Origin of the sequence: Acinetobacter sp. AG1, assembly GCF_001005525.1 — a bacterium.
Lineage (GTDB): Bacteria > Pseudomonadota > Gammaproteobacteria > Pseudomonadales > Moraxellaceae > Acinetobacter > Acinetobacter modestus.
This window is the reverse complement of sequence record NZ_LBMZ01000093.1, coordinates 1-25,460: the sequence shown is the minus strand read 5'-3', so window position 1 is coordinate 25,460 and position 25,460 is coordinate 1. Positions and strand designations below refer to the sequence as shown.

General features: G+C 38.7%; 23 protein-coding genes. 5 read left to right on the top strand and 18 right to left on the bottom strand.

Annotation, left to right across the window (positions count from 1 at the left end):
- Nucleotides 1-8: 8 nt before the first annotated feature.
- The 3 genes from AAV96_RS04130 to AAV96_RS04120 form a co-directional block, all read right to left on the bottom strand.
- The gene (locus AAV96_RS04130) at nt 9-551 is read right to left on the bottom strand and encodes a DUF2059 domain-containing protein (protein ID WP_046738409.1); all 543 of its coding nucleotides are present in this window, start codon (nt 549-551) and stop codon (nt 9-11) included.
- Between the two features lie 93 nt (nt 552-644).
- Entirely contained in the window at nt 645-2,171 is a 1,527-nt protein-coding gene (locus AAV96_RS04125; RefSeq protein WP_046738408.1) for a fumarate hydratase, read from the bottom strand.
- 148 nt (nt 2,172-2,319) lie between these two features.
- Nucleotides 2,320-3,180, bottom strand: coding sequence for an AraC family transcriptional regulator (locus AAV96_RS04120; RefSeq protein ID WP_046738407.1), 861 nt, complete (start codon nt 3,178-3,180; stop codon nt 2,320-2,322).
- Nucleotides 3,181-3,363: 183 nt separating this feature from the next.
- On the opposite strand from AAV96_RS04120, the gene AAV96_RS04115 reads away from it, so the two are divergent.
- Nucleotides 3,364-4,269 (top strand): DMT family transporter, encoded by a 906-nt coding sequence (locus AAV96_RS04115; protein WP_046738406.1) that lies wholly within the window; start codon nt 3,364-3,366, stop codon nt 4,267-4,269.
- A 67-nt stretch (nt 4,270-4,336) separates the two neighbouring features.
- On the opposite strand, the gene pta is transcribed toward AAV96_RS04115, so the two are convergent.
- From pta to AAV96_RS04100, 3 genes are all read right to left on the bottom strand, one after another.
- The gene (gene pta, locus AAV96_RS04110) at nt 4,337-6,472 is read right to left on the bottom strand and encodes a phosphate acetyltransferase (protein WP_046738405.1); all 2,136 of its coding nucleotides are present in this window, start codon (nt 6,470-6,472) and stop codon (nt 4,337-4,339) included.
- A 33-nt stretch (nt 6,473-6,505) separates the two neighbouring features.
- A complete protein-coding gene (locus AAV96_RS04105) occupies nt 6,506-7,681 on the bottom strand; it encodes an acetate/propionate family kinase (RefSeq protein ID WP_004660458.1) in 1,176 nt (391 codons plus the stop codon).
- Between the two features lie 298 nt (nt 7,682-7,979).
- The gene (locus AAV96_RS04100; RefSeq protein ID WP_005219728.1) at nt 7,980-9,245 is read right to left on the bottom strand and encodes a glutamate-5-semialdehyde dehydrogenase; all 1,266 of its coding nucleotides are present in this window, start codon (nt 9,243-9,245) and stop codon (nt 7,980-7,982) included.
- 344 nt (nt 9,246-9,589) lie between these two features.
- Here AAV96_RS04100 and AAV96_RS04095 point away from each other — a divergent pair, with 344 nt between their 5' ends.
- Nucleotides 9,590-10,900, top strand: coding sequence for an alpha/beta fold hydrolase (locus AAV96_RS04095; protein ID WP_004660460.1), 1,311 nt, complete (start codon nt 9,590-9,592; stop codon nt 10,898-10,900).
- Between the two features lie 61 nt (nt 10,901-10,961).
- On the opposite strand, the gene AAV96_RS04090 is transcribed toward AAV96_RS04095, so the two are convergent.
- A complete protein-coding gene (locus AAV96_RS04090) occupies nt 10,962-11,804 on the bottom strand; it encodes a class I SAM-dependent methyltransferase (protein ID WP_046738404.1) in 843 nt (280 codons plus the stop codon).
- Between the two features lie 134 nt (nt 11,805-11,938).
- Nucleotides 11,939-12,958, bottom strand: a complete 1,020-nt coding sequence (gene nagZ, locus AAV96_RS04085; protein WP_046738403.1) for a beta-N-acetylhexosaminidase — start codon at nt 12,956-12,958, stop codon at nt 11,939-11,941.
- A gap of 239 nt (nt 12,959-13,197) precedes the next feature.
- Here nagZ and AAV96_RS04080 point away from each other — a divergent pair, with 239 nt between their 5' ends.
- Nucleotides 13,198-15,381, top strand: coding sequence for a carboxy terminal-processing peptidase (locus AAV96_RS04080; protein ID WP_004660463.1), 2,184 nt, complete (start codon nt 13,198-13,200; stop codon nt 15,379-15,381).
- A 61-nt stretch (nt 15,382-15,442) separates the two neighbouring features.
- Here AAV96_RS04080 and AAV96_RS04075 read toward each other — a convergent pair whose 3' ends face one another.
- The 6 genes from AAV96_RS04075 to AAV96_RS18225 all read right to left on the bottom strand — a co-directional run bounded on the left by AAV96_RS04075 (nt 15,443) and on the right by AAV96_RS18225 (nt 19,289).
- Entirely contained in the window at nt 15,443-15,889 is a 447-nt protein-coding gene (locus AAV96_RS04075) for a DUF2147 domain-containing protein (protein WP_004660464.1), read from the bottom strand.
- A gap of 239 nt (nt 15,890-16,128) precedes the next feature.
- The gene (locus AAV96_RS04070; RefSeq protein ID WP_161794032.1) at nt 16,129-16,572 is read right to left on the bottom strand and encodes a DUF2147 domain-containing protein; all 444 of its coding nucleotides are present in this window, start codon (nt 16,570-16,572) and stop codon (nt 16,129-16,131) included.
- 86 nt (nt 16,573-16,658) lie between these two features.
- Nucleotides 16,659-17,327, bottom strand: a complete 669-nt coding sequence (locus AAV96_RS04065; protein WP_004660468.1) for an LrgB family protein — start codon at nt 17,325-17,327, stop codon at nt 16,659-16,661.
- 12 nt (nt 17,328-17,339) lie between these two features.
- Nucleotides 17,340-17,702, bottom strand: coding sequence for a hypothetical protein (locus AAV96_RS04060; protein ID WP_004660470.1), 363 nt, complete (start codon nt 17,700-17,702; stop codon nt 17,340-17,342).
- Nucleotides 17,703-17,745: 43 nt separating this feature from the next.
- Nucleotides 17,746-19,074 (bottom strand): ribosome rescue GTPase HflX, encoded by a 1,329-nt coding sequence (gene hflX, locus AAV96_RS04055; RefSeq protein WP_046738402.1) that lies wholly within the window; start codon nt 19,072-19,074, stop codon nt 17,746-17,748.
- A gap of 74 nt (nt 19,075-19,148) precedes the next feature.
- Nucleotides 19,149-19,289: a hypothetical protein gene (locus AAV96_RS18225; RefSeq protein ID WP_171249115.1), complete on the bottom strand. Its 141-nt coding sequence runs from the start codon at nt 19,287-19,289 to the stop codon at nt 19,149-19,151.
- Between the two features lie 189 nt (nt 19,290-19,478).
- Here AAV96_RS18225 and AAV96_RS04050 point away from each other — a divergent pair, with 189 nt between their 5' ends.
- Nucleotides 19,479-20,291 carry a lysophospholipid acyltransferase family protein gene (locus AAV96_RS04050; RefSeq protein WP_046738401.1) on the top strand — a complete coding sequence of 271 codons (813 nt, stop codon included), beginning with the start codon at nt 19,479-19,481 and terminating at the stop codon, nt 20,289-20,291.
- A 16-nt stretch (nt 20,292-20,307) separates the two neighbouring features.
- Here the strand turns inward: AAV96_RS04050 and AAV96_RS04045 are convergent, their stop codons facing one another.
- Nucleotides 20,308-21,873 (bottom strand): phospholipase D family protein, encoded by a 1,566-nt coding sequence (locus AAV96_RS04045; RefSeq protein ID WP_241306663.1) that lies wholly within the window; start codon nt 21,871-21,873, stop codon nt 20,308-20,310.
- Between the two features lie 168 nt (nt 21,874-22,041).
- On the opposite strand from AAV96_RS04045, the gene AAV96_RS04040 reads away from it, so the two are divergent.
- Complete coding sequence (locus AAV96_RS04040) at nt 22,042-23,052, top strand: metallophosphoesterase (RefSeq protein WP_046738399.1); 1,011 nt, start codon at nt 22,042-22,044, stop codon at nt 23,050-23,052.
- A gap of 48 nt (nt 23,053-23,100) precedes the next feature.
- Here AAV96_RS04040 and AAV96_RS04035 read toward each other — a convergent pair whose 3' ends face one another.
- The 3 genes from AAV96_RS04035 to AAV96_RS04025 are packed head-to-tail and all read right to left on the bottom strand — an operon-like array spanning nt 23,101 to nt 25,291.
- Complete coding sequence (locus AAV96_RS04035; RefSeq protein ID WP_004660479.1) at nt 23,101-23,580, bottom strand: OmpA family protein; 480 nt, start codon at nt 23,578-23,580, stop codon at nt 23,101-23,103.
- 8 nt (nt 23,581-23,588) lie between these two features.
- Nucleotides 23,589-24,812 carry a diguanylate cyclase domain-containing protein gene (locus AAV96_RS04030; RefSeq protein ID WP_004660481.1) on the bottom strand — a complete coding sequence of 408 codons (1,224 nt, stop codon included), beginning with the start codon at nt 24,810-24,812 and terminating at the stop codon, nt 23,589-23,591.
- A 5-nt stretch (nt 24,813-24,817) separates the two neighbouring features.
- The gene (locus AAV96_RS04025) at nt 24,818-25,291 is read right to left on the bottom strand and encodes a YfiR family protein (protein ID WP_034601049.1); all 474 of its coding nucleotides are present in this window, start codon (nt 25,289-25,291) and stop codon (nt 24,818-24,820) included.
- Nucleotides 25,292-25,460 lie beyond the last annotated feature (169 nt).

The following is a 25,460-nucleotide window of genomic DNA, read 5'->3' as shown; positions in this document are numbered from 1 at the left end:
AGCAGCGTTTATTCATCTTGAATTAAGGGTTTGATGATGCTTAAAAGCTGCTCTTTGAGTTTTAAATTTTGCTCAGGATCATTTAAGGTCTTTTGACTTAAACTATTCATGTATTGAAAAACATTGCTACTAATTGTTAAATTTTTTTGGTTGATTGATTTTCCTTCTGGCGTTCGCAAAAATTTTAAATAAGCTTGTACTTCCTCTTCACTCAGTGTTTCTGCATAAATTTGCTCAATTGCTTGTAATGTTTCAGGGCGCATAAACATTTTTGAGCTTGTGTCTTTTAATAATTGACTGAGTTCTACAAGTGCTAGATGTTCTTGATTGGTTGTCAGTCTCTCTTTACCCAAAATTTTTAAAAGCATACTTTCAGCTTCAGAGTCTAACGCAGGTTGCATCTCATCTAGAGAGGAATGTAAAAGGTTTTCTAAATCACTGAGTTTAATTAGTTCTTTTACAGATTTTTTTTGAGCAGGACTGGCAAATGTATTTTCTGTTGCCATGACACAGCAGAGACTCATTATTAGGATCGATATTGTTTTATTCATCTTGTTATCCTTATTGTTTTTTATAATTTAACAGATGCTTTAGGCAAAAAAATAGCCGAATACGATGATTCGGCTAAGATTATTGTATAAGTATTATTGAGCGGCAGCATCTACAACAGGAATTTTCCCAATTTTTGCTTGCCAGATTTTTGGCGCAGTCGCATGGATTGACGTACCATTCACATCAACTGCAACAGAAACAGGCATATCTTCAACCACGAATTTGTAGATGGCTTCCATACCTAAGTCTGCAAAAGCAACGACTTCAGCCTCGCGAACTGCTTTAGATACGAGGTACGCAGCACCACCAACAGCCATTAAGTATGTTGCTTGATTGTCTTTGATCGCTTCAATTGCAGCAGGACCACGGTCTGCTTTACCAATCATACCGAATAAACCAGTCGCTTCTAGAACTTGGCGAGTGAACTTATCCATACGAGTTGCTGTTGTTGGGCCAGCAGGACCAACGACTTCATCGCCAACTGGATCGACTGGACCCACGTAGTAAATGAATTTACCTTTGAGATCGACTGGAAGTTCTTCGCCATTATTTAACATGTCGACCATGCGCTTATGTGCAGCATCACGACCTGTATAAATGGTACCGTTCAATAATAATGTATCGCCTGGCTTCCAAGCATTCATTTCTTCTTGAGTAATGGTATCCAGATTTACACGCTTCGATTGAGATGAATCCCACGTTACAGCAGGGTAGTCTTCAAGTTTCGGTGCTTGAATGTGTGCAACACCTGAGCCATCTAACTGGAAGTGTGCGTGACGGGTTGCAGCACAGTTTGGAATCATACCGACTGGCTTACCTGCCGCATGGCATGGGTAATCCTTGATTTTAATATCAAGAACTGTGGTTAAACCACCAAGACCTTGTGCACCAATACCCAATGCATTTACTTTCTCGAAGATCTCGATACGGAGTTCTTCCATTTTGCTTTGTGGACCACGACGAAGTAATTCGTCCATGTTGATTTCTTCCATAAGTGCTTCTTTTGCAAGCATCATGGCTTTTTCAGCAGTACCACCGATACCAATACCGAGCATACCTGGTGGACACCAACCTGCACCCATGGTTGGAACAGTTTTAAGCACCCAATCCACGATTGAATCAGATGGGTTGAGCATCGCAAGTTTAGATTTATTTTCTGAACCGCCACCCTTCGCTGCAACGGTAATATCAACTTTATTACCAGGAACGAGTTTGTAGTGAATTACGGCAGGCGTATTGTCTTTGGTGTTTTTACGACCAAAAGCTGGATCTGCTAAAACAGACGCACGGAGTACATTTGAGTTCTCTAGGTAACCTTGGCGTACACCTTCGTTTACAGCATCATCCAAGCTCATGGTTAAATCAAATTTAACGTCTAAGCCAACTTCAAGGAAAACGTTAACAATCCCTGTATCCTGACAGATTGGTCGGTGACCTTCAGCACACATACGTGAGTTGATCAGGATTTGGGCAATAGCATCTTTTGCAGCTTTGTTTTCTTCACGATCGTAAGCACGGCTCATCGCTTGGATGAAGTCTTGTGGGTGATAGTAAGAAATAAACTGCAGGGCATCCTTGATTGATGTAATCAAGTCATCTTGTTTGATGATCGTTGTCATATCAAATTTCTCTTGAGCGGGCGATTAGCTGGCGGGCTAAATTATATGACAAAAAGGAATGAATGTGGGAGTTTTAGCTTAGATTTGGCTAAAGGTCTAAACTGAGCCTTCGATCTAAATTGCAGCAACAAAAGATGTGCTTTGGATTTTAGTTTTTTCTCAGTTGAGATGGGGGATAGCCAAACTGTTTCTTAAAGCGATGGCTAAAATGGCTGCTTGAGCTAAATCCATATTGCACTGCGATCTCTGTCAGATTCGCTGCGGTCTGTTCAAGTGCTTGATGAGCACGCTCAAGACGGCGTTGCATCACATATTGATGCGGTGGCATCTGCATCGATTGTTTAAACATATGCGCAAAATGATATTCACTGAGTTGCGCTTGTTGAGCCAGATCAGACAAGGTCAGACTCAAATGGAGATGTTGATCAATCCATTCCAATAATTGCTTAAGCACATAAGGCGAGAGCCCCCCTTTGACTTCAGGCGCTTGCCATTGGGCATGACTATAATTTTTGATCAGATGATTGAGTAATAGCGTCGTTGCGGTACTCATCTGCAAATGGTTTTCACGATCTTGCCATGCACCATTGAGTAAAAAGTGCCGATAAATCATCGAAATTTGAGGGTCAGCCACAAAAATTTGTGGATTTAAAATGATCTGACTCGGTTCGCGATCCCAGACTTGTTCTGCCACACGTTGTAAGTGCTGTTCAGTATAGTAAAGATGTACGAAGGTGAGTGGATCACGGAGATCCCAAGTGGACTCGAAATCTTGTGGCATCAGGCACATACGGTCAGGGCCGCCACCGTTGTGCCAACCCTGCGGCGTCTTTTGGTAACTTTCATAACCGCCTTGAATATACATACTCAAGGTATGGTGATTGCTACAGACACTGACACGATCTTGGTTATTTTGCCACATGGCCAACTGCATACCCGAACCCAGTTCAACCGAGTCGAGCAATTGCGCTTTGTATTGCTGTAATTGATCTAGAATCTGATATTTCATCTTCTATACGCAGTGCCAAATATCATCTAGTTTAGTGTAAAACGTTCAGCCAGTTTTGTCATCTGGTCAAAAAAATTCTAGAAAAACGCAAATCCATGATAATCACCGCAAGATGATGCAAGTAATGATTACGATAAAACCAGCAAAATAGCTGTCGAGGTAATTGAGTTTGGTTTAAATGATATGAATGCGCTGTTATATGGTTTGGTTGTAGTGATTTGGGGCACAACATGGATTGCGATTAGTCTGCAGCAACAAAGTGGAATATCAGCCAGTGTCGCAGTGTTCTGGCGTTTTTTTATTTCTGCCATAGTGTTATTTGCTTTTGTCACTTTGAGTCGGAAGCTACAGAAATTGGCTGGCAAAGATCATCTGTTTTGTATGCTGCAAGCCTGTTGTATTTTTGGTTTTAACTTCGTCTGTTTTTATTATGCGGTGCAATATATCAGCAGCGGTTTAGAGGCTGTTATTTTCTCTATGGCGGTCATTTTTAACACCATCAACGCCAAACTCTTCTTTGCCCAGCAGGTGTCGACACGCTTTTATCCTGCGGCCTTATTAGGTGTACTTGGCATTATTGCCTTATTTTGGCATGACGTGGTGGGCACCACTTTAAATAGCAATACATTGATTGGTATTGGACTGTGCATTTTAGGAACCTATGGTTTTTCTTTGGGAAATATGATCAGTACTCGCCATCAAAAACATGGGCTGGATATTTTCACCACCAATGCGTATGCCATGTTGTATGGTTCGTTGTTGATGGCTGTGATTTCATGGTTAAGACAGGATGACTTTTTTCCCGGTATGTCATTCAGTGCAGTGAGTGCTTTATTGTATTTAGCCATCTTTGGTTCAGTGATTGGTTTTACTGCCTATTTCTATTTAGTTGGACGGATTGGGGCAGGCAAAGCCGCGTATAGTACCTTGTTATTTCCTTTAGTTGCCTTGCTGATCTCAACAGTTTGGGAAGATTATCACTGGCAAATGAATGCGGTGATCGGAGTGATCTTAATCTTATGTGGTAATGCGATTTTCTTTGTAAAAATTCCGCAGTTAAAGCGTATAAGTTCTTCAAAAAATGCTTGATTGCTGGATAAATAAAAAAGCCATTAACTTTTGAATGAGTTAATGGCTTTAATATAACGATATGAGTTTAGTCTTGTTGTTTTGCCTGAATCGCCGTTAAGGCAATGGTAAATACAATATCATCAACCAAAGCACCGCGAGACAAGTCATTCACAGGTTTGTTTAAACCTTGCAGCATTGGGCCGACACTTACCACATTCGCTGCACGTTGTACTGCTTTATAGGTGGTGTTACCAGTATTGAGATCAGGGAAAATAAATACATTGGCACGACCCGCAACTTTAGATTCAGGTGCTTTTTGACGTCCAACGCTTTCAACTGAAGCCGCATCATATTGTAGAGGGCCATCAATCAGTAAATCAGGACGACGTTGTTGGGCGATCTTGGTTGCTTCAGCCACTTTTTCAACATCGGCACCTGCGCCTGACGTGCCTGTGGAATAACTGATCATTGCAATACGCGGATCAAGACCAAAGGCTTTAGCAGAGTCTGCAGATTGAATCGCAATTTCAGCAAGCTGTTCAGCATTTGGATCTGGATTAATAGCACAATCGCCGTAGACATAAACTTCATCAGGCAACAACATAAAGAAGATTGATGAAACTAGTGAATAGTTCGGGGCAGTTTTAATCAATTGAAATGCAGGGCGAACGGTATTGGCAGTTGTATGAATTGCGCCAGATACTAAGCCATCGACTTGATCAAGTGCTAACATCATTGTACCAAGGACTACAGTATCTTGTAGCTGGGCTTTTGCTTGTAATGCATCTAGCTTACCTTTGCGTAATTCAACCATAGGTTCAATATATTGGTCACGAATACTATCGGGATCAATAATTTGCAAATCAGCTGGAAGCTGAATACCACGCGCTTTAGCAACTTCAGCAACAGCTTCAGGTTTCGCTAATAAAATACATTCAGCAATACCACGTGATTGGCAAATCGCTGCGGCTTGTACAGTACGAGGTTCATCACCTTCAGGTAGTACAATGCGTTTTTTCGCAGCAATCGATTTTTGTACCAGCTCGTAGCGGAATGCAGATGGAGATAATCGTGGATTCAGGTTGTTCTGGGTATGTTGATCGAGCCAACTATTATCAAGATGGCTTGAAACAAAACGCGTCACTTGTTCAGCACGTTCAATATCATCTACAGGAATTTCATTGCCAAAATGATATAGGCGTTGTGCTGTTTCTAATGTGTCTAGCGAAGTGTGTAAAATCGGTAGACCTTGTTTAATAGCACCTTGGCAAAATTCTAAAATATTCTCGGCTGGAGCAGCCTGTTCAGTTAAAACTAAACCCGCCAAAGGAATTCCATTACTGCTTGCAAGACTTGCTGCAAGTAGGGCATCTGTACGTTGAGATGCACTAATGATGAGTTCGCCAGCAACAAATTTATGTAATTCGGCTTCAATATCAGATGCGATTAAACTGGTATGTAAAATACGGCGTTGTTTTGCTTCACCTTCATTTAACCAAGTTCCATTAACAACAGTGACAATATCTAAGCTACGCGGTACGCTGAGAATATTACTGAATGGCACTAAACCAATGATAGGTAATTCACTTGTTCCAATAAAACGATTGTAACGTTGTAATTGTATTGAAAATTCAGCTATTTGCTTATCTAAACGCAAACTTGGATCAAGTGTGACAGGGATTTCTGCTGTACCTTCAGGAAGGCCTTTGGTTCGCATAAATAAAACGCCTGTGGTGCGCGCTGATGCAGCACCTCCGAATTGACGCAAATGTGCATCAACTTTTTCAGCTGTTTTACGTGGGTCAGCTAAATCCGCTGTGCTGACCAAAACAACTTGCGCATCGAGTGCTTGTGCAAGTGCGGCATTAATTTCACTGGCAAAGTGATCTTGTCCATTAGGTACGAGACCTTCGACGATAATCACATCGTGATTGGCTGAGATTTTACGATGTAGTGCAACAGCTTCTTCAAGTAGCTCATCTGTTTCGCCTAAACCAAGAAGCTGGGTGAGTTTTTCATAAGCAATCGGTTCAACAGATTGATGTTGAAATAAATGACGATAAAGTGTTGCAGTGCGATCAACGGTTGAATCTGCTAATTGAGAAAATGGTTTAAGAAAACCAGCATTAATCCCTTTGCAGTCTAAAGCGTAGATCATTCCTAAACAGGCAGATGTAAGACCAACCCCTTCACCTGTTGGAATCAGTAAAATCGTATTCATAAGAACCTTAAAATTTATCTAAATTTTTGTGAATTAAGCGAGCTGTTCAACGACTTGACGCGTTTCTTTCGCAATGCGTCCTTCTTCGTCTGTAGGTACAACCCAAATCTGTGGACCTGTGCCATTATCGATTCGACCTTCAGTGCCGCGTGCTAAAGCATTATTTTTTTCTGCACTAAATTGCAAACCAAAGTGTGGTAGATAAGCCAAGGTTTTTTCACGAACATAAGCTGAGTTTTCACCGATTCCGCCCGTGAAAACTAAACCATCTAAACGAGGCAAACCACAGCTCAAAGCAGATAATGATTTTGCTAAACGATAGCAGAATACTTCAATCGCAAGTGTTGCCCCTTCATGACCATTACCCGAAGCTTCAACTAAAGTACGCATATCGTTTGAAAGGCCAGATAAGCCAAGCAAGCCACTTTCTTTATTCAACATACTGTCAATTTTCTGGATGCTCCAGCCTAAATTACTTGCAAGGAATAAATGTAGGCTTGGGTCAACATCGCCACTACGTGTTCCCATCACTACACCTTCTAATGGAGTCATGCCCATAGAAGTATCAAGACTTTGACCATTCCAAACGGCACAAGTTGAACTACCATTTCCTAGGTGAGCACTGAGCCAGCCCCCTTGATTTTTTGCACCAGCAAGTTCACTCGCACGCTCAGTCACATAAGCGTGGCTTGTTCCATGGAAACCATAGCGGCGGACATGGTGTTCAGTATATAAATTTTGCGGTAAAGCATAACGATACGCATGTTCAGGCATGGTTTGATGGAATGCAGTGTCAAATACAGCAACCTGAGGTAATTCAGGGAACAAACGCATGGTTGCTTCAATCCCAATCAAATGTGCAGGATTGTGCAAAGGTGCAAGTGGTGTTGCAGCTTCGATGCGGCTTACAATCTCAGGTGTTAATAGTTCTGCTTTGGTTAAATTGCCACCATGAACAACACGATGACCAATCGCTTGTGGATTGTAGTTCGCTAAACGTGCAAGAAGAGTCTCAAGTGCTTTGGCGTGATCTGCATGTGGAATCGAAAGTTCAAGTGGTTCACCACCAATCGTAACGCCTTTGATACGCGCTTCAGCAGAACCTAAGTTTTCTGCTAATCCATAAATACGATCTTCACGGCGTTCTGAGATAAGCGCGTATTTGATTGAAGATGAACCACAGTTAATTACAAGTACAGATTTAGCCACGTTTGAACACCTAACAAATTTTAAATTTTATGACGAACACTTTTGATCTTGCTGCAACGTGTCGAGCAGAGCAATCACGTGCAATGTTTTAACATGGGTTGTCATATTGGCGAAGATAGACTTTAGCCTATACAACTGATTTATAATTGAATCTAATGATTATAGAGTGTAAATAGAAACTTCTTAGGATGAATCTGTTTATTTTGATCAGTGTTTTTGTATGAAAATATGTGAAAAACACGATAAAGATCAAATAAATGAGCTTTATCGTGCAGAGTTTTACTTGGATGTACATGCCTTATTGGCGTATTTGACCATCACCAAATACGATCCATTTCTGAGAGGTTAGACCTTCCAGACCAACTGGACCACGTGCATGAATTTTGTCTGTTGAAATTCCTATTTCTGCACCTAGACCATATTCAAAGCCATCAGCAAAGCGGGTTGAAGCATTGATCATGACTGAACTTGAATCAACTCGTGCGAGAAACTCACGTGCTAGACTAAAGTTTTCAGTAATAATCGCATCGGTATGATGAGAACCATATTTATTAATATGTTCGATTGCTTCATCCATACCTGTAACGACTTTGATTGCAAGGATAGGACCTAAATATTCAGTGTACCAATCTTCTTCGGTGGCTGTTTTAACAGACTCACCTAAGATACGTTGTGTTTCCGCACAACCTCTTAGTTCAACTTGTTTATCTGCGTATAGTTCAGCAATACTTGGCAGGAAATCTTCTGCAATTGCTTCATCAACAAGTAATGTTTCCATCGCATTGCATACGCCATAACGATGTGTTTTTGAGTTGAGCGCAATTGGTAATGCTTTTTGTAAATCTGCTTGTGCTTCAACAAAAACATGGCAATTGCCATCTAAATGCTTAATCACAGGAATACGCGCTTCATTCGTTACACGTTCAATCAAGCTTTTACCGCCACGAGGAACAATCACGTCTACAAATTCAGTCATTGTGATTAAATGACCTACTGCTGCGCGGTCAGGTGTATCAATCACTTGAACAGCATGTTCAGGTAAGCCTGCAATTTGTAAACCGTGTTGAATTGCTATTGCAATTGCTTTATTCGATTCAATCGCTTCTGAACCGCCGCGTAGAATAATGGCATTTCCTGACTTTAGTGCTAATGATGCGGCTTCAAGGGTAACATTCGGTCTCGATTCGTAGATCATGCCGATTACACCTAAAGGAACCCGCATTTTACCCAGTTGGATACCCGATGGACGGTAAGCTAAATCCGTAATTTCACCGATTGGGTCAACAAGTGCAATAACATCTTTTAACCCTTGTAGCATGCCTTTAAAGCGAGCAGGAGTGAGTTCAAGACGATCAAGGAGGGCAGAATCTAATTGACGTTGGTGACCATTTTGCATATCAATTTGATTGGCTGCCAAAATTTGTGCTTGATTATTTTCTAAAGCAGTATAAATTGCAGACAGAGCATGGTTCTTTAGATGCGTTGATGCGCTCATTAAGATACGAGACGCTTGACGTGCCTGAGTACCAACCTGTTGCATATAGTTTTGAATAGAATCTTGCATAGCATTTTGACGATTGCATATATTTATAATGATAGTAACAGTCAAATGCTGAACAATGAATAGGCTGAACTGATAATTCAAAAAATTATAGATTGTAAATTTTGAGCAGTTCTTTTGATTTAAAATTGAATTTACAAGCTGATTACATATTTTGCAAAATATTATTGATCTAAACAAGATAAGTGGTTAAGGAAATGATTGCGTATAAATCATGCATTTGTATAGAATGAAAAATGTATAGGATAAATGTAATACAAATTTTATAAATTTGTTAACTTGTAACTAGAACTCACTAAAAATGAGACTAATTACAGCAAAAAAATAAACAAGGATGGAGGAAGGATATGAATTCCATAATCCAAATGGACTCGGATTTAAACCATACCTACACAGGGTTTGGTTTTTTCGACATATACAATAAAAACAGTTTTAAACAACCAGCGCGTACTACATGGATAGATGGTTGGAAAATTGAATATATGGCAATTGCAGATCCTAAGACGATCTACAACACGCCAATTGTAATTGTCGGGGGCGCATTTCAAAATTTTAACTCTTATAAGTATTGTGTTGAGCAACTCTTTGAGAGTGGGCCTGTCATATTGATTGATTTACCATCAATGGGCGCAAATCAGCAGATTCGAAATGTGGATACAGGCGAGTCAGCAGGAATTCTTGAATTACCAGATTTATCGAAAATGTTGGGTCAATGGCTTGATATTGTTGGGATTGATAAAGTTTCGGTCATGGGCATGTCGTTGGGTTCAGTTGTTGCATCTTCATTTGCACACCAACGTCCTGAACTGATTGATCGCATGGTCTTGATGGGTGTGATGCAAAAAACCCGTAAAAGCTGGCGTATGCTGCTCGAGGAATCTTTACACTTGATGCGTGAAGATCGTATGGAGGAGTTTGGGCAAGCAGTTATTTTGTATCTTGTGAATCATGCGAAGCTTGATAAAACTCGTATGTCTCCAACGGCAAAACGTTTATTCTTTAGACAGATGGCAGAGTTTACTGCAACTGAACGTGAGCGTTACGAGATTAATTGCAATCGACTACTCCGTTTAAGCAATGTACCGGTTGCGCAGTGTAAAACTCTTGTTGCAGCAGGGCAGTACGATAGCTTTACTTTGCCACATGAAAATGCTGACTTTGCTTTGCAATGTAATAATATGGAATTTGCGTTGATTGCCAATGCAGACCATGTGCCACAATTACAACGCCGCAAAGAAACGATGACGCTTTTTACTACGTTTTTAAAGGGAGAATCCATCGACAATCTTGATGGTATTATTCCAATGAACCGCGAACAGATGAAAAACATTGAGCGTCGTGGTGAAGAACGTATTCCTGTTTTAAAACCAGACACTAAATTATCACATCGACATTCAGATACCGAAGTAGCAGTAAAGATTGTAGATATTACGTTCTTTGGCGTGTACCTAAAACTTGATCATTTGGATCAGCTTGATTTTGTTAGCCAGCATCCACGAGATTTAGCCTTACATTTAGCTGATGAAGAAGGTGAGTTTAAAATAGAATGTTTAACATTTGAGGCAACCGAACAGGGTTTACGTATCTTGTTTAAACACGGTAGTTTCGACGTTGCGGATCGTTTGTCTCGTTTTATTGAGCGTCAGAAACAAATTTAATTATTTTTAATAGAATTTTAAAAGAGAAGTGTTTTGAATTCACTTCTCTTTTTTTTGACTTTTATTTATTGGTGGCTCGAATCATCCAAACAAGATCACCGAGATGCTGTTCCTTGTTTTCTAAACGTGTTTGTTCAAAGAACTCTTTAGGTTGAAGTACTTCAACTTGCTTAAAACCGGCTTCATGAAAAAAATTCTCTACCTCTGCTGGTGTCTTAAAGTGGAAGCTAAAAGCGCTGCGTGACATTAATTTCAATAAACGACTACTATTCCAGATAATGGTTGCTAATTTATTTTGAGTGGGTTCGGGATAAAGATCTGTTAAATAATGAAGTTCTTTGAAGTCGCGACCATAGATCGCAATTGCTTGAATAAGTTGCTGAAGTAGTGGCTTTTCAAAGTAGTTAATTAAGCCCTCACTAATAATCACCAAAGGTCGTTTAGGGTCAAAGACTTTAAATACGTTTGCAAATGCTTCTGTAAATAAATCAACTGATAGGACATCATCAACATGTGGTTCAATTTGTTGTAAAGCTGCTTGTTTTGTTGCGGCCATATCTGGTAAGTCAAGTTCACGATAGCAAATGTCTGGGTGATGCTGTCTAAACCACCAACCTCGTGGCGATAAGCCACATGCAATTTCAAGTACTTGTAGGTTTGGATATTGCTTAATCAATTGCTCTAAATGCGTATCAAGCATGGTATGGCGTTGTTTCAACGTTGTTCGCATACTTCCACCAACATACTTTTCTGCCCAACTTTCAATCGGATGGACTAAGGCTGCTAGTGTTTTTCCTTTAGTTGTCGCTAATGCAGGGTGGGAAATGCCCATTTGATACCAAATATAGCCGGTATAGTGTGCAGTAAACGAAATATGGCGGTGTTTCGAAAGTTGTTGTGTCATCTGTCCTAGACTCAATTTTTTTCATTTTATTCTGTTCCCATGCACAACCCATTTGCGCGAGGAAATTGATCTATTCATTTTCAAATAGATCAATTAGAGATGGCGTGTTAAATCATCTTTTGCTTATTGGCAAGTTAAAACGAATTCTTAAAGTCTTCAATGACTTTTTTTACGTTCTGCCAATTTTGATCTAAATTTAGTGTTGAACCCACTTGGATGTTTGGAATTTTACCGCGCATACGCTCTAGACGTTGTTGATTTGGTAAAGCCAATTTTTGAATGCCATCTAAAGCTGTACATGCTGCTGTTCGATCATTACAAACCAATCCCATATCACAACCCGCATTTAATGCCGCTTGAATACGTGCATCAGCACCACCAGCAACACATGCGGCTTGCATACTGAGATCATCAGAGAACAAAACGCCGTCAAATTTGAACTGCTGGCGTAAGATATTTTGCAGCCAGAATGAAGAAAAGCCAGCCGGGTTTGGATCGACTTGATCATAAATCACATGCGCAGGCATTAAAGCATCAAGTTGAGGCATTAATTTGATAAAGCTTTGCATATCTTTGTCGTAAATTTCTTGATATGAGCGACTATCAATCGCCGCAGCGACATGTGAATCAGCTTTTACGGAACCATGTCCAGGGAAATGTTTTCCAGTTGTTGCCATGCCTGCTTGTTTCATTCCACGCATAAAGGCATCAGCCAGTGGAACGATGTCTTGCATATTTTTAGCAAAGCCTCGATCACCAATCACATCACTAATATCATTGAGATCTAAGACTGGAGCAAAACTAAAATCGATACCTACGGCGAGAACCTCGGTTGCCATTAACCAACCACATTGTTGGGCTAACTCAATTGCTTGTTCAGGATGATGTACATAATGTTCACCAAGTCGCCCCATTGCAGGTAACAAGGTGAAGCCTTGTCTTAAACGTTGAACACGCCCACCTTCTTGATCGACAGCAATCAGAATATCTGGACGGACTTGGCGCATATGATCAGTTAAAGCGCGAACTTGTTGAGGAGACTCAATATTTCGTGCAAATAAAATCATGCCACCGACTTGCGGAGCTTGTAATAGTTCAATATCTTCTTGAGTAAGTTCTGTGCCAGCAACGTCTAGCATCAATGCGCCGATCATATAGATTCCATTTGAATTTTGATGTAAAAAAGCGATAGCTAAATTGTGCAATGATTTGCTACATTTTGTCAGTACAGAATATGATAAAACTACATGATATTGATGATAAGTGCTTGTTGGTCATTTATTTATAATGATCAACCTGTACTACAGTTTGGTAAAAATATTGAATAAAATATGTTCATATTGATCGTACTAGCATGTAATAATTGCCATATCCAAGGAAGTACCAAAATTTTATGAAACTTCAAATGATAGCGTGTGCAGTTGCAATCGCGACTGGTGGTTTATTTTTTTCTCATACAATGAATGAGGCATTTGCGGCAACGGAAGCTCCTGTTGTTTCAACCGTGATCAAGCCATCACAAGAACAAGCATTGGTCGCACGCCAGTTGGCAACATTAGTTGATCGTCAGCATTATCTGAATATGCGTTTAGATGCTGCGACATCAAATCGTATTCTAGATATGTATTTGGACAGCTTAGATCCAGATCATTCATTATTTCTGAGCAGTGAAGTTTCAGAATATAAAAATAAATATGGTTCAAATTTTGGTAGCTCATTAAAAGCAGGAAACCTGACGGGACCTTTTGCGATTCATGCCCAATATCGTGAACGCTTGAAACAGTTCTACGAATTTATGTTGGCTGAATTGAAGAAGCCACAAAATTTACAGCAAAAAGGTGTTTACCTTGATATTGATCGCGAAAAAGCGCCTTATTTTCAGACCTCTGCCGAGCAACAAGCGCATTGGCAGAGAATGTTGGTGTCTCAGTTAATTAATTTAACGATTAGCAAAGAAGAAGAGCAGGCGAAGCAAAAAGCTTTGAAAGCAGATCCATCTCTTGCAAATGGTCAGGATTTAACTGGTCCAGAGGATTTAACACCAGTACAAACTCTGACAAAACGTTATACGCGCCAGCTTGAACGTATTGGTCGTGTAAAGAGCGATGATGTTTTAGATAAAACATTAAATGCAATGTTGGCAACCTACGATCCACATAGTAATTATTACCCTCCTATTGATGCGATGGAGTTAAATCGCCAGACTACATTGCAACTTGAAGGCATTGGGGTATCCATTCGCCCAGAACGAGGCAATGAAGATTACACCAAGATTGAAACCATTGTTGAAGGTGGGCCAGCGAGTAAATCTGGTCAAATCAAATCAGGAGATCGAATCATTGGCGTTGCCCAAGATGGCGAAAAAATGATTGATGTCATTGGTTGGTCGAGTTCAGAAATTGTTGGATTGATTCGTGGTAAGCGTGGAACTAAAGTAACGGTTCGCTTACTCGGTGCGGGTGCTTCCATGAGCCAAGCACGTAATGTGAGTTTAGTCCGAGATGTAATTCAGGAAGAGGATGCGGGTGTTCGTTCACGAACAGTTGAAATTACACGTGATGGAAAAAAACATCTTTTCGGTGTGATTGAAATTCCATCTTTCTATTTTGATTATCGTTCACGTCGAGCTGGTACTGAATATCGTTCAGTTTCAGAAGATACAGCAAAAGCATTTGAATCGCTCAAAGCACAGAAAGTAGAAGGTGTTCTGGTTGATTTACGTAATGACCCAGGTGGTTCATTAGAAGAAGTTGCTCGTATGCTGGGTCAGGTGATTAAGTCTGGTCCAGTCGTACAAATTCGGGATGGCAATGGTAATGTGAATGTCTTTGAAGACACTGATGGCGGAGAGCAAATTTATGCTGGGCCAATGGCTGTGCTCGTTAACTTAGCATCTGCGTCTGCGAGTGAGATTTATTCTGCTGCAATCCAAGATTATGAGCGCGGTATTATCATTGGTAGTACTACGACAGGAAAAGGCACCGCTCAGGTTCAACTAGACTCCTTAGCACATGGTCAGGCAACACTAACTCAACGTAAATTCTATCGTGTCACGGGTGGAAGTACGCAGAACAAAGGCGTGATTCCTGATATCAAACTTGTTGATATTTACAATGAGGAGTTTGGTGAGCGTAAAGCTAAAAATGCATTGAAATGGGATACCATTCCAACAGCACCTTTCAAACGCGAAGGTTCTGTACAACCGTATATTGCTAAGCTTACCCAATCTTCTGAACAGCGGGTGAAAGCTGATTCACAATTTAATTATTTAGAAGCTCGAAAACTGATTGCACAAAAAAGTTCTGATCAGAAAAAAGTTGAGTTAGATATTGCTCAGCGTCGGGCTGAGCTAATTGATTTAGAAAAGCAAACACTCAATGCTGAAAATCAGCGTCGTATAGCGACAGGTCAGGCACCTTATGCCAACTGGGAAAGCTATCAGGCTTCGATTGATGCATTAATTGAGTCACGTGCCAAAATGAAAGCTTATGCACGACCAGCATTGCCAGAAGAAGAAACCTTTATTACAGAAGCTGCAAATGTTTTGATTGACTACGCAAAGTTGCAAAGCCATTAAACTACAGTTATAGAAATATAAAAAAGCCCTCAATTTGAGGGCTTTTTTATTGATTAGATTTTTAATTATTCACACGAATCCAAATTTGACTACGACCTAATACTGATACGCCTACATATCCTCGTAAGTGTAAACGTTGTCCATTGTTACTTACTTTTGCTGCAAGACTATAAATACGACCACTGTTTGGATCTAAGATTTTGCCACCAGAATAAGATAAGTCTTTTTTATGCTTTAACTTGGTGATAACAGTCAAACCGAGGATAGGTTTGTTGGTGTAAGGAGCAGGGCAGCCCGTACAAAATTCTTTTGGTATATAACCTGTGCGTGGCGTAATTTTAGTGATTTTACCAATATATGTCCCATCGGCTTCTTGGGTGATTTCAACTTGCCCTTTGGGTGCTCCAGTTAGATCATCAATACTTTGCCAAGTACCTATAATATCCTGTGCAAAAGTCAGATGGCTAAGACTAAATAAGAAGAAAAACGTAATCAGTTTTGTGTACATGTTAAGCTACTCAGCCACTATTATTGTCTCTCTATTATTTCGGATTTCTAATAACACATTCAATCATTATTTTACATTTGTGTATTTTTTTAATAATTGAAATTTCAATGAATTTTTTTTTTAATGTTTAAGAAAAAACACCTTTCATTCAGAACGAAAAAAAGGTGTTTTATAGTGCTAAACCGTGATCAATTTGATCAAATACGGAGATGGCTGGCGCAATTGATAGCTCTAAAATTTTATTCTGCGCGAATCCAGATCTGATTACGACCTAATGCAGATATCCCAAGATAGCCACGTAAGTGTAAACGTTTACCATTTGAACTTAATTTTGCTTTCATACTATAAACTTTACCTGTATTTGGATCTAGGATACGTCCATTAACGTAGTTAATTCCTTCACCATGTTTTAAGCCTGTCATAACATCTAAGCCTAAAATTGGTTTGTTGGTATATGGTGCAGGACAGTCCACACATATTTCTTTAGGTGTGTAACCTGCTCGTGGAGTAATCTTTACAATCTTACCCGCATAAGTACCGTTCGCTTCTTGACGAATCTCAACCAAAGCTTTTGGTGCGCCAGTTTTGTCATCGATACTTTGCCACATACCTGTAATATCTTCTGCAAAGCTAAAACTGCTTACCGCAGAGAGAATCAACGCGCCTAATAATTGTTTGCCCATCATTAAAAATCCTTTTAACGTTTGAACTTTCATTATGTAGGATTTTTGACAACTAGTTCAATATTAATTGACATCTGTGTGACAAATTAAGAAAGAGACAAAATAAAAGTGGGTAGCCATATAGCAGTAAATACACCATTTACAGCCATACCAAAAGCAGCATAACGACCTGTAACAGGGCCTCGCTGCCATGCTTGTGCTGTACCAATTGCATGAGCAGCCAAACCTAAAGCTAAGCCTGAAGCCCGTTCATCATGGATATGTTTTAAAATCCACGGAGAAAATGCGGCGCCAATGACTCCAGATAAAATCACAATCAGCGATACCATCATCAGAGGAGCATGTAATAGTGTGGCAATATTCAGAGCAATAGGCGTCGTTACAGCTCGGGTCGCAAAAGCCATAATTGTTGGTTCTGACATGTGTAATAAATATGCAAGTCCCATCGGTAATGCAACTGCACTGATACTTGCAAAACACAAAATGCCAATCATTGATTTAATTGGCAAATCATCATAACGCATCGCAGCTAAAGGGATGGCTAAAGCCACAGTAACGTAGCCAAGTAAATGATTAAATATACTATTCACATTATTCATGTAATGTTCATAAGGAATACCCAAAATTGCGAGTAGCCCAATCACGATAAACATCGCAAAAACAATTAATGGAATTTGTGGAATTTTTTTGTTTAAAGGTTTTGCGATGAGATAACTGATTAATGTAATCACGAATCCATATATAACCATCAACATATTCATGAACTCCTATAACCAGCGTTTCGCCATTTTGGCGTAAATCCACAATGGCAATAAAGTACTCAGGGTTAAGACAAATAAAAAGATTGGAATTTCTTTGCCTAAATGTACCAACATGATCAAGGAGCCAGCACAGATCGGCAAAAATGCAAAAGCACTTTCTTTCATGATTTTGTTGTTGGTATCTATAAGACGATTAGAGATTTTTCTAAATCTTCTCCAAATTAATAAAGTTGCAAGTAAGCTGATCAGTCCGACGAGATTACCTAATTCTGGATGATGAAAGACCGTGGTAATAGCAACAGCACCTTCACGAAATACAATAATTAATAGAATCGTGCAAAACCAAGCTGTCCAATCAATTTCTTTCATCTTTTTTCTAACTCTCACTTATGAACGATTATTACATTGATGCTTACTTTTCAAATTCTTCCAAAGGCCTGTGAAATAAAGCTGCTTGGTTTCCAAGAATTTCATCTAATGGTAGATGTGCTTGTTTGATCAGTTGATGCAATTTTTGTGGAGCAATACAAACTGATAAATGCAAATCACCTTGCTCATCATATTGTTCAGTTTGAATGACATTGAGTGTATAAAGTTGTGTGCGTAGTTTACCGTAAGCGGGTTTGAGAACTAAGTCGAAATGTTGTAACTGTCCCATGAGGCATTGTTGAACAGCTTGGCTTAGTAAATCCAATCCCTGCCCCGAATGCGCAGAAACATAAACGCGATCAGGTAAATCTGCTGCTTTATAAATGATTTTTGCCGTATCACCGCTGAGATCAATTTTATTGTAAACATGAAGAATCGGTGCATCGGCTCCAATTTCTTTCAGCACAGATTCCACTGCTTCGATTTGTTCAGGCATGTTAGGGCTACTGCTGTCAATTACATGCAAAAGTAAGGTCGCTTCTAGTGTTTCTTCTAAGGTCGCTTTGAAAGATTCAACCAAATCATGCTGTAAATTTCTCACAAATCCAACTGTATCTGCGAGTACGACAGTACCAATACCATCCCATTCTAGACGACGTAAGGTTGGATCGAGTGTTGCAAAAAGTTGGTCTGCTGCATAGACATCACTTTGGGCTAAAATATTAAACAGTGTCGATTTACCGGCGTTGGTATAACCAACCAAAGAAATCGTTGGAATTGCTGCTTTTTGGCGTGCGGCACGACCTTGTAATCGAGTCTGTTGAACTTTAACCAATTTGTCTTTCAGTTGGGTAATACGTACTTTGATGAGTCGGCGGTCAGTTTCAAGTTGTGATTCACCAGGACCACGTAGACCAATCCCACCTTTTTGTTGTTCTAAATTACCTGTGAAGCCTCGAATTAAACGCGTTGATAAATGCTTAAGTTGGGCAAGTTCAACTTGTAATTTTCCTTCATGTGTACGCGCCCGTAATGCGAAGATATCTAAAATAAGCCCTGTGCGATCAATTACACGGCATTTTAAAATTCTTTCTAAATTACGTTCTTGAGCTGGTGAAAGAGAGTGATCAAAGATGACCAATTCAGCTTCTAGCTGCTGAACTAATTCTGCGATTTCATCAACTTTACCTGAGCCAATAAAAAATTTAGGATCTGGTTTATTTCTTTGTACAGAAATATGTTCAAGAATTTCAGCACCAGCGGATTGAGCGAGCAATCGAAACTCTTCAGCATCAAGGTCATCGAGTAACTGCACAGAAACACTGACTAAAATTGCTCGTTCACCACCTTGTTGCCGCTCAAAAAATTCCACGCTGTTATCATATCCTGAGTATTGAAGCCTTATTCTAGAATAAACTTCAAGCAAAGGGCAAAGGCTTCATGGATTTATATGACATGATGATGAAGAAGTTTGATAAAACCAACGAGTGTGCCGATATATAAAATTGACCAGCCAAAAAATATTCTTAAAGCATAGCCATAAGGAATATTCACTTGATTATGAGATGTTGTGTGTTGAGGATTCATCATATGACCTCTTAATTTATTAATTCGATTTATTTATGATATTTAATTTAAAAAACCTTTTAAAATTGAAAATAATTATATTCACATTCGTTTTTTCTCATGGTGGTAACTTTTATAAATAGATACGGGCATGATATAAGTGAGCTAGTTCAATGCAATGTGCATACATGCGTACGGTTTTAATGATTTATGACTCAAGAAGCAACAGCAGCAAATAACACACCATTAAATTTAATCTCTAAATTGAGCTTGTATAGTAAAAAATTAGCCTCAGGTCTAGAAACAATTGGTGAAGGTTTTTATCTCATTTATCGACACGGTTTATACAAGGATCCGAATAATCCAACGAATACGCGTTATGTTCAGTATTTTTGCCGCCGTTTATGCGAAGTTTTTAATATCGAAGTGCAGATTCATGGCACTATTCCACGAGAACCAGCGCTTTGGGTGAGTAATCATATTTCTTGGTTAGATGTTGCTGTACTTGGCTCTGGAGCACGTATTTTCTTCTTAGCAAAAGCAGAAGTCGAAAAATGGCCTATTTTGGGTAATCTAGCAAAAGGCGGTGGAACCTTATTTATTAAGCGTGGTTCTGGTGACTCAATTCGAATAAAAGAACAAATTACAGAGTTTTTAAAACAAGATATTCCAGTTTTGTTCTTTCCAGAAGCCACAACTACAGATGGTCGTCAGGTCAAAAAAGTACATGGGCGCTTATTGGGTGCTGCCATTGACGCGCAACGTCCAGTTCAAATTTGTGTGATTTGCTATGTCAATCAGCAAGGTGAATTAGATCTAGTCGCACCATTTATTGGTGAAATGTCTTTTGCAGAACATGTACAACGTGTTTTAGAAATGCCAAAAGTTACCGCACATTTATTGACCCTACCTGCAATTCCTGTAACAGACCATACGGTAGATAGCTTAACTAAAGAAGTTGATCGTCAAATGCGAGCAGGGCTGCTTGAGTTACAAAGCAAAGTTTTAAATACTCAGCCATAACAATAATCGTTTTAAATTACATAAAGCCTTCAATTGGCAGCCATGAAATAATTTTCATGCCTGCCTTCTGCCACCATTTCATTCGAGGTTCTTTCGTGTAGATGACAGGACCTTGTGGTGTTTCACGTCGCCATGTAATTTTTTTATTGGCATCTAACACTAATTTATAGGCATATTTACTTAGGTTTTGGTCCATAGTCGCATGAACAGCCTGCGCTAAAGGTGGGCTATCTAAAAGCACGCCAATTTCAGTGTTCAGATAGGCAGAGCGTGGATCAAAATTAAATGAGCCAATAAAAACTTGCTTTTCATCTAGCGCCATCAGTTTGGCATGTAAACTGGAACGGCTTAGTCCTTTGATATTTACTTTTGCTTTCTTCGCGAGTTCTTCGGTATGTTTATCGAGATCATTTTTATTTAATGCTGGAAGAAACTCATATAGCTGTACACCATGTTCCAGTAAATCCTGACGATATTTTCCATAAAATGCATGAACAACAGCGACATCGTTTGCCTGAAATGAGTTTGTGAGCACTCGAACCTCGATTCCATCTTTTGCAAGATCGTTGAGAATTTTAGCCCCCTTTTTTTCAGGCACAAAGTAAGCTGAGATGAGGTCAATATTTTTTTCAGGTTGTTCTAAATGATTAATCAATTGGAAATTAAGGTGTTCTTGTTTTTTGGCTTTTGATTTAATTTTGTCAGGAGAGTCTTTTACAACTTCAGCTTTTACCCAGTTTAAAGGAATATCCCGACTGATAATTGAATCAATTGCCTGTGAGTTGCCAGTCAGATCAAGATAATTCTGTACTGTTGCTCTCTTATAATGCTCATCAAGTTGCTGTTTTAGGCTCTCATAGCTTAAGCGATGAGCATTTTGATTGACAATTTCCCTTACATCGTAAGCGTAACTATGATTCCAGTATTCGTCAAAAGACTGTGAAATGTCATTGACCGCTTTGCCCACCAACATCACATCGACATCAGAAAACTGATAGTTATCACTCACGTTGTAGTATTGATTCGTCATATTACGTCCACCAATCAAGGCAACTTGTTGGTCTGCAATAAAACTTTTGTTATGCATTCTGCGGTTGATTCGTTTTAAGTCTAAAACCATATCAAGCGCACGGTATTTGCGAAAACGATAGGGATTGAATAATTTAACTTCAATATTTGGATGCTGTGCTAGAGCTAAGAAGATTCCTTCAGTTTTTTTTGCGTTATTATCATCAATAAGTAATCGCACTTTGACACCACGATCTGCTGCGCGAATCAGCGCATGCAAAGCAAGAGCACCTACTTTGTCATTGTCCCAAATATAATATTGCAAATCTAAGGTTTTCTCGGCCTTATCAATTAAACGTAGTCGTGCTGCTAACGCTTCTAGGGGTTCAAATAAAACGTGATAACCAGTCAATCCAGGATTTTGTTGTTCTAAAGGTTGAATGATCTGAGCCAAAGTTGTCTGATTTATTTCTAATTGTTGAATGTTAGATTGTTGTATTGGCTCTATTTTATGTTTAGGTAGTGTGCTGCATCCTGTGATTGTGATCGCAATACTGCAATAAATCGCAAGCATACTTTTATTGTAAGTAGTTGTACTTATTTTTGTATGTTTGCGATTTAGATGAGAAAATTGCGTCATAATCTTTACTGATTAAAAGTTGGACTTGAGTATAGCATTTCATCAAAAATTATAAATATGAGATGCGATGTATGCCCTAATGTCAGATTAATGAGAGTGGTAATGTCGAATTCGGACACAGTTATATTAGTTTTTTATATTATTTTTATTGTTTTAGCCTTGTGGGCATTCGCTCAGGCATGGATTCATCAAGCAAGAACTGAAACGATTCATCCTTTCAAAGCTTTTGTACATCTAGCTGCATTTTATCTTTCTTATTTGTTAGTTCCTCTCTGGTTTTTTACCTTGTATGCAGGTTGGTCTAAGTTTTACAGTTTACATGAGAGTATTTTTGTTTTCCTTTTAACGAGCATATTGATTTATGCACGATTTATTGAACCACATATGGTTCATATTCACCATCATCAATACCGTTTAAATCCAGATCGTGATTTTATTCGACCTGTTAAAGTGGCCTTAATTGCAGATATGCATGTGGGATTGTTTTCTGGTCATGAACGTCAATTAAAAAGCATTGTTAAAAAGTTAAATGAAGCTAAACCAGATATTGTGGTGGTTGCAGGCGATTGGACTTATGAGCCTGAGAATCGCTTGATTCAGGAACTCTCAGTACTAAAACAAATTCATGCCCCAGTATATTCTGTCCCTGGTAACCATGATGAGCAGTATCCTGGTCCACCGATACAAACATTATTAAAAGATGCATTAGAGCAGAATAATGTGATTGATATAGAAGGGCAGATTATCGATTTTGATGAGTTTCGCTTAATTGGAATTGGTGATTTATGGGCGGGTAAAGCAAATATGCGATTTATGCCAGACTTACCACAAGATAAACCATGGCTCATTTTATCTCATAACCCTGATACAGTAGATATGGTGCCAGCATTACCTACACGACCATTAATGCTGGCTGGTCATACACATGGAGGGCAAATAGAACTTCCTTGGATTACAACGTATATTATGAAAAAAGTGTCTATTTTAGGGCACAAAAAAGGTTTTTATACACATGAACACGCTGATGTATTTGTAACAGTTGGAACTGGAATGGTTGGCGTTCCATTTCGATTTCGAGTTCCACCGACCATTGATATTATTGAACTCATATAAATTAAAAAAGCCAACTTTAAATAGTTGGCTTTTTGAAAAAATTAGAAGTTAAGGAATAATAATAATCGTAACTCGGCGGTTATTCGCGCGGTTCTCATCAGACGTATTTGGCACGAAAGGTTGGCTTGCACCACGACCAATCACAGTGACATTATTGGGTTTGAAACCCTGATGAATGAAAATCGAAGAAACACTTTGAGCACGTTCTTCAGACAATTTCTGGTTATATTCAGGATTACCAATATCATCAGTGTGACCCACAACTTTTAATTTTTGCAGATCATATTTGTTTAGTTGATTGGCAAGACGAACGATTTCTCTTTGATTTTCAGGTTTAATATCTGCTTTATTAAAGTCGAAAAGTAAACGTTCAGGCAGACCCAGACTCCAGCCTTCTTCTGTTAAAACGAAACCTTCTTTTTTTAGCATTTTGACTTGACGATATTTCAAAGGACCAAAACTTAAACAGCCAGCCAATGTTAGGCAGAGTAATGCTACAAAGGAGATCTTAAAAGTGTGAGCGCGCATAACATGTCCTAAATTTCTGGTTTATAAAGAAACCAATGTGGATTTAAATTTTTAGCTTTATACATTGCTTGATCTGCTTGCATGACTAAATCATCTGGATTGTCTGCAAACTGTGAAAATGCAATCCCTAAACTAAAGCTAAAATGGATAAGTTGACCGTTAAAATCCAAAGGCTCATCACAACTTGCTAGTAAACCTTCAGCGATTGTTTGTAAGTAATCAGAATGATGGATGGTATGCAAAATGATTGCGAATTCATCACCACCCAAACGAGCAATAAAGTCTTCTTGTCTGACAGACTGCATTAATCGATTTGCCATTTCTCTTAATACCGCATCACCAGCAAGATGACCATAATGATCATTAATTGCTTTAAACTTATTATTATCTATGAAAATCAGTGCTGAATTGTGACGAAATTGCTTATTTTTAAAAATATTGAGCAATTCTTCATAAAAATAGTGTCGATTAGGTAAGCCTGTTAGCTGATCATGATGAGCTTGAAATGAAAGTTGGAGATTCTCTTTCTGTAAATGAGTATGCCAAACTTGTATTTCCTCTAAGAGCTCATTAAATACCGTATTAAGATTTTGAAACTCTTTAATATGGTTATTTGGAAAACGTAAGTTGTAAGCTTTCTGATCACTCACTAATTGAGCAATATGGGTTAATGGTTTGATCGCTTGCATGATTTGGCGATAGGTAAGATTAACGGACCATAAAAGTGCAATCACGATAAAAAACATTGATATGGCTAAGCCAATAATGATGGTCTTTAAAAAATGTAAAATGTTTTCAGAACTACCATATAAAACCAATTCACCAACTTTTTTCTTATGATGCATCACAATAAGTTTAATTGGGTCGTGCAAGAACCAACGATCTAATATGCTCTGTAAAAATGAGGTATGCGCTATTTGCTTAGTACTTTCTGCTAATAATTGATGTTCTGGGTCATACACATGAATACTGCGAATAGCATGATCGGTTGTATAGTCAGCTAAGATTTGATCAATAGCACCTTTATCTTTAAAAACGACAGCAGGTTGAATACGTTCAAGTACGGTTTGACTTAATAGTTGCAAATTCTGTTTAGCATAAGTTTCCATGGTAAACATGGAAATTGTTGCAAAAGTACAAGAGCAAATTAAAAAAGTAATTGCAAAAATCGTAAATTGAGATTTACGGAATAAAGCATGTAGCGAAGTAGATTGATATAAATTCGAAATCACTTTAATTACTCCGTATTCTTCGCCAAGATTAAGACTCGGGGGTCGATATGAACTTTGGAGTAACTCAAAGCATCTAGATTTACTTTAAATGTAGAAGAGGTCTTTTTGTTGTATAAACAGAAAATACTGCCGATTTCACATGCTGGATTATTAATACTTAATGACAGTAATGAACGCGATGGATAAGCTTGAATCAAGTTTTGTTGTTGTTGCGGTGTTGTTGTTGAGAAATACACAACATGACATTCTGTTTTTTGAAAATCTTTTGAATTAACAGCCTGCACCTGATAGTCATATCCAAGTTGTTTAATATTGGACTGAAATTGATTCGAAGCCTCAGCATTATCTATTACACAAATAATTGGGCGAGATGTATTCGACCACTTGCTATAACTCAATATGGTTAATGCTAATTCATAAAAATTATGATTTGAAATGGCGTAACAAATCTGGCTCGTAGCGATTGACGCTAAAAGCAACAGTAATTGTACTTTTTTACTAATAAACCGTATTTTCAATCAAAAATGCCAAAAAATGTGAAGCAAGAGACACATTCTACTTAACTTAATTGTTTAAAAAAAGTTCTTATCGACAAAGAAAATAGATAAAAAGTAACTGATCAGTCTAAAAAATGTTCACTTAAATAAA